General features: G+C 30.7%; 9 protein-coding genes. 2 read left to right on the top strand and 7 right to left on the bottom strand.

Annotated elements, in window-relative coordinates; genetic code table 11:
• Positions 1-61: 61 nt before the first annotated feature.
• The 7 genes from ACWYN7_RS14550 to ACWYN7_RS14520 form a co-directional block, all read right to left on the bottom strand.
• Entirely contained in the window at positions 62-1,300 is a 1,239-nt protein-coding gene (locus ACWYN7_RS14550; RefSeq protein WP_462860697.1) for a T9SS type A sorting domain-containing protein, read from the bottom strand.
• A 167-nt stretch (positions 1,301-1,467) separates the two neighbouring features.
• Positions 1,468-2,745 (bottom strand): Ig-like domain-containing protein, encoded by a 1,278-nt coding sequence (locus ACWYN7_RS14545; RefSeq protein ID WP_462860696.1) that lies wholly within the window; start codon positions 2,743-2,745, stop codon positions 1,468-1,470.
• Between the two features lie 9 nt (positions 2,746-2,754).
• Positions 2,755-4,314: a sugar porter family MFS transporter gene (locus ACWYN7_RS14540; RefSeq protein WP_462860695.1), complete on the bottom strand. Its 1,560-nt coding sequence runs from the start codon at positions 4,312-4,314 to the stop codon at positions 2,755-2,757.
• Between the two features lie 27 nt (positions 4,315-4,341).
• Positions 4,342-5,460, bottom strand: a complete 1,119-nt coding sequence (locus ACWYN7_RS14535; protein WP_462860694.1) for a glycoside hydrolase family 117 protein — start codon at positions 5,458-5,460, stop codon at positions 4,342-4,344.
• 238 nt (positions 5,461-5,698) lie between these two features.
• Positions 5,699-7,339: a tetratricopeptide repeat protein gene (locus tag ACWYN7_RS14530; protein ID WP_462860693.1), complete on the bottom strand. Its 1,641-nt coding sequence runs from the start codon at positions 7,337-7,339 to the stop codon at positions 5,699-5,701.
• Between the two features lie 231 nt (positions 7,340-7,570).
• On the bottom strand, positions 7,571-8,218 hold the full coding sequence (locus ACWYN7_RS14525) for a T9SS type A sorting domain-containing protein (protein ID WP_462860692.1): 648 nt from the start codon (positions 8,216-8,218) through the stop codon (positions 7,571-7,573).
• Positions 8,219-8,342: 124 nt separating this feature from the next.
• Positions 8,343-10,856: a T9SS type A sorting domain-containing protein gene (locus tag ACWYN7_RS14520; protein ID WP_462860691.1), complete on the bottom strand. Its 2,514-nt coding sequence runs from the start codon at positions 10,854-10,856 to the stop codon at positions 8,343-8,345.
• A 418-nt stretch (positions 10,857-11,274) separates the two neighbouring features.
• Here ACWYN7_RS14520 and ACWYN7_RS14515 point away from each other — a divergent pair, with 418 nt between their 5' ends.
• On the top strand, positions 11,275-14,367 hold the full coding sequence (locus ACWYN7_RS14515; RefSeq protein WP_462860690.1) for a SusC/RagA family TonB-linked outer membrane protein: 3,093 nt from the start codon (positions 11,275-11,277) through the stop codon (positions 14,365-14,367).
• 11 nt (positions 14,368-14,378) lie between these two features.
• The gene (locus tag ACWYN7_RS14510; RefSeq protein ID WP_462860689.1) at positions 14,379-16,106 is read left to right on the top strand and encodes a RagB/SusD family nutrient uptake outer membrane protein; all 1,728 of its coding nucleotides are present in this window, start codon (positions 14,379-14,381) and stop codon (positions 16,104-16,106) included.
• The last annotated feature ends 5 nt before the right edge of the window (positions 16,107-16,111 follow it).

The raw sequence follows: 16,111 nt of genomic DNA, 5'->3' as shown, positions 1-16,111 counted from the left end.
AAAGAAGATTAAGTATTATTAATCTTCTTTTTTTTATTTTTTTAGGTTAAATGATATTTACCTAATTCTTTAAAATTTTCTGACGTGTTATAGAGCCATCATTTGCAGATATTTTTAAAAAATAAATACCACTATCAAATTTATTTACATTAAAATGAATGGATGCATCATCATAATTTTTAGAAACTAATAGTTTACCATTTACATCAAAACAATCTACTTTTGCAATTAATTTACTTGCGTTTATTTTAATGAATTCTTCTGTTGGGTTTGGAAAAACATCAATTTTAAAATTACTTTCTACCTCTTTTACAGACAAACTACTACTTGGTTTATACGTTCTAATCCAATCTATTTTAAAAGTGTGATTCTCTGTATTTGCCAATTCTGCATCTGTAGGTACAACAGATTTTCCGTTTGCTGTTCGCCAACCTTGCTCTTCTACTGTAAACAAAATGTCCATTGGTTTTGATAAACCTGTTCTGGTATCATTACTTGTATCACCCTGATTTACTGAATTGGTGTAAAATAATGGATCTATTTGATCTTTACCTTCTTTTTTTGTGACTTGAACACCATCAATAAAATAATACAAATGCCATGGATCTTTCCAATACACTCCATAAGTATGATAACTGTCTTTCCAAAGTATATTTCCTGCTCCATCATTTCTTGTAATCCAAGTTGGGTTTGGTGCCGGATTTCCATTACCTGTTGCTAACTCATTAGGTTGCCAATCTTGTAACGGATTTCTTATAAAAACATGATGACTTACGTGCATTCTTTGTGCCCACCAAGTAAGATCTTCGTTTGCGCTATCTGAATAATTTGCTCCATAACCCTCCATAAAATCAATTTCTTGTGTGTCATCTGCACTTAGCAACCAAGCACCGTTTGCTAAAACTGAATTCATAATTTTTATTTTGGCTTCTATATAAACAGGATATTGTACAGTTGTATTAGAGTGTATTGCACCCGCATTTACTTTATTAGTTTGATACCTTGTTGCTGTTAATTTAAGTTCGCCATTTTCTACGGATGAATGTTGTCTGGTCCAAACTGTTGTGCCTGGACCTGTCCATCCATTATGATAAAAATCGTCCCATTTAGATGTAAATGTTGTGCCTTTATTGGCTGCTGGTGCTGTATAATTAAAATCGTCTGATGCTTCTCTTTGTAAAACCCAAGTGTCTCCACCAGAAAGTGTAACCGGAATTGCAACTCCATTCCAATCTTGACTACTTAATTGAATTGATATAAAAAATAGCAATACAACTAAAATTTGTTTTGTGTTTATCATTTCATTTATCCTTTAAATTCTCATCAAAAATAGTTGCTAAAGATGAATTTTGATGTTAATACCTGGTAGAAATAATCTGCATTTAAACTTTACAAATAAGCATATTTAATTGATTTAAAGTATTTTAAATAATTTTTACATTTCTAAAATGTTGTTGAATTGTTAACTTATTTGTCTTCTAGTTTCCAAGTTCTTACCCAATCTACTTTCATAGTATTTATTGCATCGTTACTCAAATCACTTTTTTCTGGTAAACCTCCTAACCAGCCTTCTTCGCTAGTCCATAAATCGAAAATAATTTCTAAATCTCTTGTAAAAACTCGGTTTTCGTAAGTTTGTCCAGATTTATCTTCGCCGACAACAACGCTTCCTGCAGGTTCTCCATTTAAATAAAACTGAATGTGTTTTTCGTCTTTCCACCAAACACCATAAGTATGGTAAGCTTCGTTCCAACCTTTATCTATTAAAGGGTTTGTTGGTGATAAATCTGATCGTAAAGATTTACCATGATTTCGAATTACTACCGGATTTAAATTAGAATCTGCATGAAAATATTGCGAATTCATTTGTAAAGGAAATATTTCTGCTTCGCAATTTGTACAAGATGGATTTGAATTGTTTTCTATAATATCTATTTCATCTCTATCATTACTATCACCATTATTTAACCAATATGTGGTGTATGCAGAAATGTGAGAAGTTTTAATTCTTGCTTCTGTGTACATTGGGTATTTTGTTTCTGCTTTAGAGTGAATTCTAGCAGTTTGAAACCATCTACCATCTGCATTACTTTCGTTTAATGTAGCTTTAATCCAAAGATTACCATCTGCAACACCAGAATTTTCATCTGATTTCGACATAAAAACTGGCACTCCATAATTCCAAGTAGATTTAAACCATTTAGAACCATCCCAAGCATCAAATTCATCTGACATTGTTTCTAATTTTACCCATTTTTTATCTTCTGGAGTTGTATCTTCTATAGAAGTAAATGATGGAAAATTTGGGTCTATATTTAGAAAAGCAGATTCAGATGGTACAAATTTGTTTACCGTAATTGTTACAGTTGCTGTTGCTTTATCTCCATCTTTATCAGACAATTGGTAAGTAAAACCATCTTCGCCATAAAAATCTGAATTTGGCACATATTCAAAAACACCATCGCTAATTTCTGTTAAAGTACCTTGATTAGTTGTTGTGCTAATACTGTAATTATCAGCATCTCCTCCATCATTTCCTAAAGTATCATTTTTGCTAACATCAATCTGGTTTACTGTACCAGCTGTACTATTTTCTTCTACAATTAAAGTATCGTTTTCTGCAGTTGGTGTGTCATTTTGTATAACAATTTCTTCTGCTTCTGTTGTATCTGAACTACCACAGTTGATTAAAAATATCGATAAAAAAGCGACTATAATTAAATTCTTGTATACTAACATTTGCATTTTACTATTTTAATTGATTAACATTTCTTCTAATTCTTCTAAAGATTTTCCTTTGGTTTCTGGTACTTTAAACCATATAAACACAAAGCCTATAACTGCAAAAACACCAAAGAGTAAAAAGGTACCAGCGTTTCCTAAAGTTTCTAATTCCCAAGGGAATAAAAGTTGTACTAAGAAAGAAATTGCCATATTTACTAGGCCTACAAAAGTTATGGCTATGGCTCTAATTCTATTAGGAAATAATTCTGAAAATAAAACCCACATTACAGGACCAATAGACATTGCAAACGCACCTACAAAACCTATAATACCAATCAGAATTAAAATGGTATTCATTTTTGCTGCTGCAGTTACTAAAGTTCCTTCATATTTTGCAGCATTTTCTTTACCCAAAACATTTGCTAATGCTGCTTTAAAATCTAAATCGTTCTCGAAAACTTTGTCTTTAAGTGATGCTATTTTTGAGCTATCTATTTCTGATGGTAAGTTTGCAATAGCTTCTTGATTTAATGTATAAGTAGCATCATTAAAACCATAACTTAATAAAAATAAGCAAATGGCAATACCAGCCATACCAATAATTAAAAGTGGTTTTCTACCTAATTTATCTATTGCCAAAATAGCAACTATGGTAAAAGCTAAATTTGTAACACCTACTAAAGCCGCCTGTATAAAAGAAGCATCTGTACCTATACCTGTTTGTTCAAAAATCATAGGAGCATAAAAAAGTACTGCATTTATACCAACAATCTGCTGAAAAACACCAACTACCAAACCAATTACAATAACTTTTCGCATGGATTTTTTAAACAAATCTGATACTTTAGTTTTTTCTTTTGTAGCATCTTCAGAAATGCTTTGCTCTACTTCTTTAAGTTGATTTTTAGCTTTATTTTCATCAACAATTTTGTTCATTACTTGTAAAGCTTCTTCTTTTTGATTTTGAATCATTAGCCATCTAGGGCTTCTAGGAACTATGTATAATCCTAAAAAATAAAGAATTGCTGGTAAAGCTTCTAAACCTAGCATCCATCTCCAGTTCCATTTACCAAGTCCAATAGATTTTGCCCATTCAGCATCAGAATTACCCCATTTTAAAATTAAATAGTTGGTAAAAAAAGCGATAGAAATACCTAGAACAATATTTAGTTGATTAAAAGAAACAAGTTGTCCTCTTTTTTCTGGTGGAGCCACTTCTGCAATATACATTGGGGCAATAATTAAAGCAGTACCAACTGCAAAACCACCTATCATTCTAAAAAATATTAGCCAAAAGAAATTGAAGGCCAAAGCAGAACCAATTGCAGAAATTGTAAACAGTAAAGCTGCATATTTTAAAATTTTTCGTCTTCCAAATTTATCGCTCATGGGTCCAGAGATTAACATCCCAGCTCCTGCTGTTAAAGTTATAGAGCTTACAGCCCAACCCAATTGTAATTTTGTAAGGTTAAATTCTGGCTCTATAAATTTTACAACTCCAGAAATTACGGAAGCATCAAATCCTAATAAAAAACCACCCAATGCAACAATTGCGGCTATTTTTGTGACAAATAAATTTTTGTTAGACATATTATTTTTTAAACATTAGTATTAAAATTATTCTCCTCTTTCTCCTTTGGCTACGTGATGTGTCATTTTCCAGGTAGTAAATCTTCTGATGTATTGATAATCATCATTCATATATTCATGAGTTAATCCCCATCTTAAAATATGAGTTGGGTGTATTTCTGCATCTACAGTTCTATTTAAACCAATTGCATGAGGCGCACCTTTTACCACACTTTTTATGTCAAAATTAATTCCATCAGGAGACCATTGAAGTGTATTTTTTTCTGGACCATCTGTAGTAATTAAAGAAGAAACACCTCCATTATATGGCCAAACACAAATTTCATGACCACTGTTAGAAATAGGATTGTATTCTGATTTTATATAAGGTCCTTTTGGATGATCTGCAATTGCAACTCCATGTCTAATTTGTCTGCCACCAAATGTAATTGCTTCGCCCATTTGTTCTCCTTTGTAATAAAGATAAAATTTATTTTTATAGGGTATTATACAAGGATCGTGTACTTTATGGCTATCAAAATCGCCCTTTTTTTCTACTAAAAATCGGTTTTGCGTATCGCCTTTCCAAATGCCATTATCAGCGGGTTTTAAAATTGGAGCATCACTTTTTGTCCATGGACCATAAGGAGAATCTGACCAAGCCAAACCTACTTCATTTTTAACTCTTACAGTATAATCGCCTTTTATGGTTTGGTAGGATAAATAATACATCCCTTCATGTTCCATAATTTCTGGAGTAAACACAGATCTATCATCATAACTCCCTTCTGTTCCTCTTGCTACAGCCAAACCTTCTTCTTTCCAGGTGATGCCATCGTAAGAAGTAGCAAACCATAAATCGCATCTATCCCAAGGAAAAACTTTATCCGTAGAAATATTACCAGCAAAACCGTCTGTAGGACCAGTAGATCTAGAATACCATACAAAATATTTATCATTAAATTTAATTAAAGCACTTGGATCGCGTCTTACAACACCTTCTTCGTAAGCCAAATCTCCTTTTAAATCTTCGATTTGATAATCAAAAAACCATTCATTAGATAAATCTTTTGGCCATTGCAAAGCTCTTTTACTTGCTGCACTTAATTTGTCTTTGTTGGTAATGCCCAAAAAATCTTTTTGTTCGTCTGTGATTTCTATGTTCATTGTATTAAGCTTTTCTTTATTTTGAATGATGAATTATTATAACATTCAAATTTCTATTTATTCTACTTTCTTTTAAATAACAAATCGACTTTAATACACACGATATGTTTAAAGTGATTTTATTTTAAAACCACGATATTAAAAATAGATGAAATGAATTGTATAGAAATAAAAAAAACTTGACAAAAACTTTACTACTAGTTTAAATCAAGTTATTTTATTGATATTCAAGTTTTTATTATAAAGAATTTATATAATCTTCTAGATTAACACTTCTTGGTAGTTTCATTTTTTTTCTAATTCTGTGCCTAACTGTGTGTACAGATTCTACAGAAATACCTAATAATCTTGCCATTTCTTTACTCGAAAAATTTAATTTGATTAATGCACAAATTTTTTGATCTCCTTGACTTAAATTTGGAAATTTTTGAAATATTTGATTGTAAAAATCTTTGTTTACTTCTATAAAACGTGCTCTAAATTCTTCCCAATTTTTATTATTGTTTACGGAAACAGATCTTAAAACTTTGTTTAGTTCGTGAATTTTTACTTTTTCTCCTCCTTCTCTAACTTTGGTTTTTAAGTCTTTTAAAAATTCGTCTTTTTCTATAAGCTGTAATGCAGAAGCAGCCAATTCTCTATTTTTAAGTTCTAAGAGTTCTCTTGTTTTTTTAATTTCTATTTCTTTGGTTTTTCTTATCAATTCTTTTTCGGCATTGTGTTTTGCTCTTAAATTTTTAAAGAATATATAGCCTAATATCAACAAGAAAATAATAGAGCCAATTAGAATAATATTCTGTAGGTTGGTTATTTTTTCTTCTTGTTCTAATTGTCTTAAATACTGATCTTGTATTATTTTTTCTTGTCGTTCTTTTTCTAATCTATAATCGTCTTTAATTTCTAATAAAGTAAGGTTTTCAGAACTTCTACTATCAAAAAACTTAGCATCTAATTCTTTTGCCTTTTTTAAATTTTGATAAGCTTTGTTGTAATTTTTCTTTTTTAAATAAACAGTTGCTAATTTTTCGTAAACCAATGGCGAAAAATCGATATGACTTTTAAAATCTTTGGACGTTTTTAAAGATTTTAAATACAAAGCCTCACTTTTATCTAGGTTGTTAATGTTCAAGTAAATATCTCCCCAATACTTATAAAACAGCACTAAATAAGAAGGTGTGTTTTCTTTAAACCATGGATAAATGTTTTCCATAATTTGTAAAGCCTCAGCATTTTTATTTTGAGAGTTTAAAATGTTTGCTTTTTCAAAATCTAAATGGGCTTTGTTTGTTAAAACATTATTTTTATCATAGAAAATATAACAAGAATCTAAATATTTTTTTCCTTTTTCTGGATGATCTAACTCTCTGTAAGTAGACGTAATTGCATGGTAAAAAGGCACTAAATTAGATTTAGCTCCTTTTTCTGCTTTGGCCAAACCTTTTTGGACTTCTAATGCTTTTTTAAGGTATTTTATAGATTCTTTTTCTCTTTTATAATAACTGTAAATACGTCCTAATCTTAAATAAACAACAGATTTTAATCCCACATTATCTACTTTATCCATAAGCAATAATGCTTTCCATAAGCAATCGTAAGATTTGGTGTATTTGGCATTATTCTCAAAAACATAACTTTTTTCTAATAAGCTTCTTACTGCATTAATTGTATCGTTATTTTTAAGATAAATAGCTAAACTTTTATTAAAATAAATTACAGAACTATCTGGTTTAATTCTTTTTAATTCTTGTGCTTTTTCATAAAATTCTGAGGCTTTTTGCGAAGATTGAGCCAAGGTTATAAAGGCACTAAAATTGACTATTAAAAAGAAAATTGATACGAATAATTTTTTAAAATATGTTGATGTTTTATATTTATTCATTTATTGTTTTTATACTTTTTATAGTGTTTGAAGAACATAAAATCTAAATTTTGATAAAAATAGAATTTAATACTTCATTTTTATCATAATAATAAATAAAAGAAATTAAATTGTCTATATCTACAAATATAAACACATTTAATTATTGATTCCTTTTTTAAATGTTAAGGGTAATAAAAAATCAGCTGCATAAAAATATGTAGCTGATTAAAGATAACATGGTTTAAATTGTTATTTTTTTATAAATTTTGTAAAAGTTTTATTGTCGTAAATTAACAAGTACAATCCGTTGCTTAAACCAGAAGCATCAATACTTTTTTCAAATTTACCTTGCTGAACCACTTTACCTAAAATATTGGTAATTTTATAGTTTTCTGGCAAGTTATTTCCTTTTAAATAGATGGTATTTTCTACAGGATTTGGATACATTGTAAAGTTGTTTTCTTTTTCAAAGTCTTTGGTAGATGCTGTTGCTCCATTTACTGTAATAGACCAAGAAATGTATTCGTTACCATTTGGCTGAGAACCATCAAAAACAGTATCTGTTGTTCTTATTTGTAAAATTCCTGCAGTAATTGCTTCTGTTGGTGTAAAATTAACAGTAATTTGCTCTGTACCCGAAACTAAATCTGTACCGTTAATATTTGGTGTATCTCCATAGCTAGAATTCATAATTTTAACAATTGCTTGGTTAGGAGCAGCATTCCAACCAGATACGTCAATAACAAAGACATAAGTTTGCCCAACAATAAAAGTACTATTGGTTTCTACAGCAAAAGTAGCCCAATCTTTTCCATCAACAGAAACTAATGATACTGTTTGTGCATAATTAGTTATTGTTAAAACCATTAATAATAAAGTAAGTGTAATTTTTTTCATGTGATAAGTGTTTTTAGTTAATTATTTTGTGTTCTAAATTTAAGTTTTATGCTCAATTTTTTCTTTAAACACAACTAGACATAAACTTGACACGCACAAAATTTACACTTAAACAACTGATAATCTATTCTTTAATAATCTTCTGAACAAACCCGTAATCAGTTTTTATATAATAAACACCAGCAATTAAGTGATCGATATTAAGAGTTTCATCTTTATAAAATGAGGCTACTTTAACTCCTTTTAAATCATAAACGAATAAATAATTGTAGCTAAAATTACTGTCTATTTTAAACTTTCCTTTAGTAGGATTTGGATATATTTTTATTTGTGGATTTAAATTTTGATGGTTTTGTACACTTAAAGCACTATTTCTAATATCACTACTAAAATTATAAACTTGCATTGTAACTGTACTTATATGTCCACCAGAATCTGGAAATTCTACGCTAATCGTATTTTCAGTTTGCAAAACATCATAAGAAACTGGTATTTCTAAAACTCCAAAAAAACGTTCTCTATCTTTTTGATCATCACCTCTCCAATTCTCAGGAACAGTTATTTCTATATTGTTCACTTTTACAATTGGTTTTAATGATAATTGATGTAATCTACCCAAACCTATTCTTAAAACGGCTTCACCAAAATTAGATTTTACAACATCATTAATTTGAAATGTGTTTTCTTGATTTGCGATTATAGGTTTTAAATAGGTAGTTGCGTAATATTTAGTTTCTGTATTGGTTTCTGTTAATGCAAGAGGTGAATTAAAAGCAATTTCTAAAATCATTGTTCCTTCTGCTTTTAGGGGTATAGAAGAAATATTTGTTGCTAAAGATTCGTTTTCTAAAACAGGTGTAAAACCATTTACATAAACATGTTTTTTATGGATAGCAGTTATGGAATTATTACCAATATTTAAAAAAGATAAATCAATTGTTTCGTCATTAAATGTTAGATTATTCATCATTAAATAAAACTTATCATCATTTAAATAACCATCTACTTGTATGTCTAAATTATCAGAATAAGTATCAATTCTAGTTCCTTTTACATCAGACCAAAGCTGATAAAATTTAAGCATATCTGTATATACCCAATTGCCTGTATATGAATTAGGTTCGTTCTCTTTTCTTAATAAACGATGTACATAAGGCACAGTTGTATAACCCCATTCTGCTTTGGCAATTATAAAATTAATAGTACTTGCAATTAAGTTTGGCCTATCCATAAAAGAAGGCAACATAGAGTTTGAAGATCTTACATGCAACCAATCTCTATAGACACTCCATTCCTGTTGATTATAGTCGTGCGTTTGTGCTCCATATTCAGAAATTACAAATGGTTTTACTGTACCAAATTTCATCATACTATACTGCTCCATCATATCAAAAGTAGCTTCTAAATTACCACCAGATCTAAATTGTTTTTTACCTCCTATTGAAGGAAAATCGTACAAATGGATAGACCAAAAATCCATTTTTTTTCCTGCAACATCCATAAATAATTTCCACCTTTTGTGCCATCTTTCAAAATCGCCTTTTTCAAAATTTGGAAAAGCAGTAGTATAACCTCCAACTTTAGCATCTGGCAACTGAACTTTAATTGCATCTGCAACATCAATATGAAACTCAGCAATATCTTGTATGTCATTTTCATAATCTGATGGACCTCCATAATCAGCATATGCAGGTTCGTTCATAACCTCAATAAATTTTGGTTGTGGCTCTCCATTATCTTTATGAAATTCTTTTATATAACGTCCCATATATTCACCAACAGCGGTTGCATTGGCAAATTTCCAACCTTGCCCTGTGTTAATTTGTCCATTTCCGGTCCAAAAAGGATGATGTTGAGCTGCAATAATTAAATTATTTCTCGTTTCATATTCTTGAACGTTTTTATTTTGATAAACATCTCTCCAATAAGGAGCTCTATTTGTTATTGCTGTTGGATTGGCAAAACCTGTTCTTGTTGGGTCTTCTTCTAACTGACTTAAATGCCAAGTGATTCCTCCAGTATCTCTACCCATAAAAACATCGTAACCATTTAAAAAATCGTCTCTTAAATCTGAAACTGCGTTAGAACCATTCCACTCATTATCTGCTTGATTAGAATGTATGGTTATAAATTTAGAACGATCAAAAGTTTCTACAGCACCCACAACATGCTTTGTATTAAGAGTGGCAACAACTTGGGTAATACCAACTGTATTTGTACCTCCTTTAGCTTGTACAATATTTATTAAAAGGTCTAAACCTGTCCAAGTATTAGAGCCAGACCACATAGTAACAAATAGTTGATAATATTCTCCATTTGTTAATGCACTACTTAAAGATATTGCATTAGGCAAGCTGTAGGTTAAGTTTACAGTATCTTGATTAGGAACTGGAGCAGAACCTGTATAGAATACACTATCAAATTCTTCTAAAACTGAATTAGAAGCACTTTTTCTTTGAAGTTTAATCCAGATATAATTAAAAGATTCACCATTTGTATTGTAAGTTAAATTTAGAGGCAAAGTACTCCCTAATTCAAAATCTAAAGAGTTCGGTTTATTGTTCCAAACTAAAGTTTGTGATGTTATTTTGGTAAAAAAAAATAGAAATAGACAAAATAAGAAGGCTGATTTTTTCAAAATAGATGCGTGTATTTAGATGTTATCAAAAGTAAATTTATCCTCATAAAAAGGCCTAAAATTACCCACAATACTAACTTGACATAAACTTGACAGCTTACCTAACACATTAGTTTCTAAATAAATAACAGCGCAACAAGGTAAATACAGCTCCTTTATAGCAAGCTGTATTACAGCAATTTACAACTCTAAATTACACAAACAAAATTAACATCAAATTCTTGATTGTAGCTTTTTAAGAAAAAATCATCAATTTTAATTTTAAGATTTCTTTAACAGAAAATGTTCGAATTGCAAGAATATTAACTTCAAAAAGTACTTAATTAACCCATGTTGAGTTTTTGTCAAGTGGTATAAATTGGAGTAGATTAAGAATTTTACAATATTTGACTATGATAATTTAAAATTCGATAAAAAAATGAAGTTTACTTTGCAAAATTGCAATTACAGAAAGATGCTGTTTACAGTATTACTTCTACTTAGTTTCGGTTTTTCACAAGCACAAGATGTTACTGTAAAAGGAACTGTTAGTGCAGATGGTGAAACTCTACCTGGAGCTAGTGTAGTAATTAAGGGATCCAATAATGGATTAAGTACAGAAATGGATGGTTCTTTTAGCATAAAAGCTAAAATTGGAGACATCCTGGTGTTTAGCTATTTAGGCTACAAAAACAAAGAAATTTTAGTTTCTGAAGCTACAACAGTTAAAATTATTTTAGAAGCAGAGTCATCTGTTTTAGACGAAATTGTAGTAGTGGGGTATGGTACTCAAAAGAAAAAAGAAGTTACAGGTTCAGTGGCAAATGTATCTGCAGATGAAATTTCTAGAGCTCCTGTTGCAGATTTAGGTTCTGCCATACAAGGTAAGGTAGCTGGTGTTAACATTCAAGCTGCTAGTGGACGACCAGGAGAAGCATCTAACGTACAAATTAGAGGTTTAGGATCTGTAAGTTCTGGGGCATTAGGCCCTTTGTATGTAGTAGATGGTATTGCTTATGAAGGCAACCCAAATATTGCTCCTGAACAAATTGAAACCATAGACATCTTAAAAGATGGTGCTTCTGCTTCTGTTTATGGAACAAGAGCATCTAATGGGGTTATTTTAATTACCACTAAAAAAGGTAAAGTTGGTAAAATGAAGGTTGATTTAAACATGTATACTGGAATTCAGAACATTACATCTGGTACTCCATTAATGAACACTGTAGAACAACTTTATCATTTAGAAGCAACTACAGAATTATTAGGTGATGAACCTTTAACGTTTTTCTTTAATGCTGATGCTTTAGATTATGACACCGATTTTGTGAGCGATGTTCAGAACAACAACGCAACAATTCAAAACTTAGGATTAAACATCTCTGGTGGTGTTCAAAATTTAACCTTAAACTTTAGCACATCTTACTTTAAACAAGATGGAGTTTTAATTAATTCTGGCTTTGATCGTTTAGCAAATAGACTTACTGGTCAATTTACAAAAGGAAAATTTAAAGCTTTTGCTACTTTTGGTTTTACTATAGAAAATAGAACTCAAGAACCTTTTGCATTATACGAATACAGTATTGGGCAAGTTCCTTGGTCTAGACCTTTAAACGATATTCCTTCTGTAGGTCAAAACAGTGTTCAATTAGATGTAGATAACGAAATCTTTTATGGGTATTTGGCTCGTCAATTAGACAATATCGATGAAAGAGAAACAAAATCGAATAACATTGCATTAAACTTACAATACGAATTAGTAAAAGGTTTAACCTATAAACTAAATTTAGGTAGAAATGAGTGGAATTATTTTAGAAAATTCTACAGACCTCAATACCTTGCCTATGGTAGTACAGGAATTTACAATGCAACTGCATCTACACCAAATGCCTTATTAGACGAAGATTATATTTTTTCTAATAGAGAAACCATAGAAAATATAGTAAACTATTCTACTAATTTTGGTAAACATAATCTTAGCCTTTTAGGGGTATTGTCTTACGAAAAATTTGAAAGAAGAAATTTAAGTGTTGGTGTAATTTTTGCTGATGATGCCAGTAACGATCTTCAAACTTTAGGTTCTGGTGCAGAAGGTGTTAAACCTACAAGTTACAATGAAACTACAACTTTAAGTGGTAAGTTGGCTAGAGTACAATACAATTACGACGAAAAATACCTTTTCTCTGCAAGTTATAGAAGAGATGGTTCTTCTAAATTTTCAGAAAACAATAGGTATGGAGATTTCTTTGGTTTTTCTGCAGGATGGAATGTACATGAAGAAAGTTGGTTTAACATCCCTTCTATCAGTAATTTTAAGTTAAGAGGTAGTTGGGCAGAAGTAGGTAATCAGAGTATTGCACCTTATCAATTTACACCAATTATAGAATCTGGAGTTAACTATCCTTTTGGGCCTAATGAAAACATTTCTTTTGGTCAAATTCAAAGACGTTATGTAGATCCAAATATAAAATGGGAAACAACCATATCTAAAAGTATTGGTTTTGATTTATCGATGTTAAGAAACAAATTAAACATTACAGCAGACCTTTACCAAAACGATAAAAAAGACATGCTTTTACAAGAACGTTTACCCCCATCTGCAGGAGTATATCAACCAAGAGCATCTGGAGTTTATGATGTAAAAGTAATCAATGCTGGTGATATGACTAATAAGGGTATTGAGTTCGCCATTAACTATAAAGATAGAATTGGTAGCGATTTAAAATATGGTATTTCAGGTACTTTTACAAAAAACAAAAATGAAGTTACAGATTTAGCTGGTGTAGATAGAGGTTATGCAAATGGTAGACCAACTGTATCTTTAGGAGAAAATGTAGAGTATACCACATTTTTAGCCGAGGGCTATGAAGCTGGTGCTTTTTTCCTTTATCAACATGATGGAGTTATTAAAACTCAAGAAGAATTAGATGCTTATAAATTATTAGATCTTAGCAATGTAAGTACACCTCAATTAGGAGATATGCGTTACAAAGATGCAAATGCAGATGGTAAAATAGATGATAATGATAGAGTGTATTCAGGTTCTGGTCAATCAGAATTTGAAGTTGGTTTAGGTATAAATTTAGATTACAAAGGATTCGATTTTTTTGTTCAAGGTTTTTACTCTTATGGAGCAGAAATTTATAATGGTGCAAGATATTACGCATATCAAGCAGGTAGACATACAGAATTATTAAGTATGTGGACACCTCAAAACCCAACTTCAGAAATTCCAACATCAAGAAGAAACGGATTCCATTCTAATGTAAGAGCAGCTTCAGACTACTTCTTAGAAGATGGTACATACCTAAGAATACGAACATTGAGTTTAGGATATACCATACCTAATCTTGATAAAACAGGTATAGAAAAAGCAAGGGTTTATGTTACATCTAACAACCCTTTTACATTTACAAATTATACAGGATATGATCCAGAAGTTGGTGGAGATGGTATTTTTACGAGAGGTGTAGATAGAGGTAATTACCCTGTTACACGTCAAGTTATGTTAGGTGTTCAATTAAGCTTTTAAAACAAAAAACAATGAAATTATTTAAAAACAAAATTTTAACGTTAACATTCCTAAGCTGTTTAGTTTTTATGGGATGTGATGAAGATAGCTTTTTGGAAGAAATAAATCCAAATGCAATTACAACAGATACTTTTTGGGAATCTGAAGCGCAATTTAATAGTGCTTTAACAACGGTTTATGGTGCTTTACAATTTCAAAGCATTAGTGGTGGTTTATTATGTCATGAATTTGTAATGGGAGATATAGCTGGCACAGAAACTTGGTATAGACCTAATGCTTTTAGAAATTTATCATACAACAATACCCTTTATCATATAACAGATAAATGGCAAGAACTATACATTGGTATTTTTAGAGCTAATCAAGTTATTGAATTTATAACTAACGCAGATGCATCTCTTTTTACAGGTAATGCAAAAGCTCAAATTGAAGGGCAAGCACGTTTTTTAAGAGCTTTCTTTTATTTTCAATTAGTACATACTTATGGTGGTGGAGTTTTACACGAAACAGTACCGCAAACAGATGAAGATTTTTCGAAACCATTTTCTACTATTGATGAAATAAACACTGCTATCATTATACCAGATTTAGAATTTGCAAAAAACAATTTACCACAAGTTTGGACCGATATTAATGATACAGGACGTGCAACTTGGGGTGCTGCAACAACTTTATTAGGTAAAGTAAGTTTATACAAACAAGATTGGGCACAAGCAGCTGCATTATTTAAAGAAGTAATAGACTCTAAAGTTTATAGTTTAACAGCAGATATTACAGACAATTTTTGGCACGAAAACGAATTTAACTCAGAATCTATTTTCGAAGTAAATTATTCTTTTGATTTATCTTCAGGAGCGCCAGGTGCAGCAGTAGACGATACTACAAATGCTACAGGTGCAGAATCTAGTACTTTAGCTACTGAAGTAGGTTCAATAAATTATGGAGCTTTTAATACAGTTTTACCTTCTTATAATTTACACGAAATGTTGGTGAATGACGAAGTAGATCCAAATAACAATATTAACAATGGTAATGTAGAATCTAGAAGAATGAATGCTACAATAGCTGTTAGAAATATGGAAGGTACTTACTATGGTTTTGAAGCTGCAGATGTTAGAGGATTTGGTTTTGGACAAAGTGCTTATGTTAAAAAACACTCTAACTGGTATCATTTATCAGCAGAACCTTCACTTAGCAGGTCTGGAATTAACTTTAGACATATAAGATATGCAGATGTGTTATTAATGTATGCAGAAGCAGTTTTAGGAGCAAGTAACGATTATACAACAGCCATAGAATATATAGATATGGTAAGAGCAAGAGCTGGTGTAATAACATTACAAGGTTATATGGATGCAAATGGAGGTCTGTTTCCTCAATTACATGTAAGTAAACAAGTACATGGTAGCCAACCAATGGTTGCACCAAGTGCAGAAACTGTGCTAACACATTTACAACGTGTAGAAAGAGCTGTAGAGCTTTGTTTTGAAGGTCATAGATGGAAAGACTTAGTGCGTTGGGGAATTGTGCAAGAAGTTTTTGATGAATTAAAAGCTGATGAAGTTTGGAGAGAAAACAACAAATCTACTGTATTACAAGTAAATGATGGAGGTGTAGCGCCTTTATTTATAATAGAGAGAATTAGACCAGATTTCTTTTTTGCAGCAGATAATTACGATACCACTAAGAATTATTTTCCAATTCCGAGTACAGAAATTCAAACTAATAAAGGTTTATAAAAATT

The organism is Polaribacter sp. M10 (genome assembly GCF_054968445.1).
Note: the sequence above shows the minus strand (reverse complement) of the source record. Positions and strands in the feature narration are given on the sequence as shown.

Bases quoted from the DNA above. Each gene is read 5' to 3' on its own strand.
- ACWYN7_RS14535 (WP_462860694.1), bottom strand. From the start codon at position 5,460: ATGAACATAGAAATCACAGACGAACAAAAAGATTTTTTGGGCATTACC.
- ACWYN7_RS14540 (WP_462860695.1), bottom strand. From the start codon at position 4,314: ATGTCTAACAAAAATTTATTTGTCACAAAAATAGCCGCAATTGTTGCA.
- ACWYN7_RS14545 (WP_462860696.1), bottom strand. From the start codon at position 2,745: ATGCAAATGTTAGTATACAAGAATTTAATTATAGTCGCTTTTTTATCG.
- ACWYN7_RS14550 (WP_462860697.1), bottom strand. From the start codon at position 1,300: ATGATAAACACAAAACAAATTTTAGTTGTATTGCTATTTTTTATATCA.
- ACWYN7_RS14525 (WP_462860692.1), bottom strand. From the start codon at position 8,218: ATGAAAAAAATTACACTTACTTTATTATTAATGGTTTTAACAATAACT.
- ACWYN7_RS14530 (WP_462860693.1), bottom strand. From the start codon at position 7,339: ATGAATAAATATAAAACATCAACATATTTTAAAAAATTATTCGTATCA.
- ACWYN7_RS14510 (WP_462860689.1), top strand. From the start codon at position 14,379: ATGAAATTATTTAAAAACAAAATTTTAACGTTAACATTCCTAAGCTGT.
- ACWYN7_RS14515 (WP_462860690.1), top strand. From the start codon at position 11,275: ATGAAGTTTACTTTGCAAAATTGCAATTACAGAAAGATGCTGTTTACA.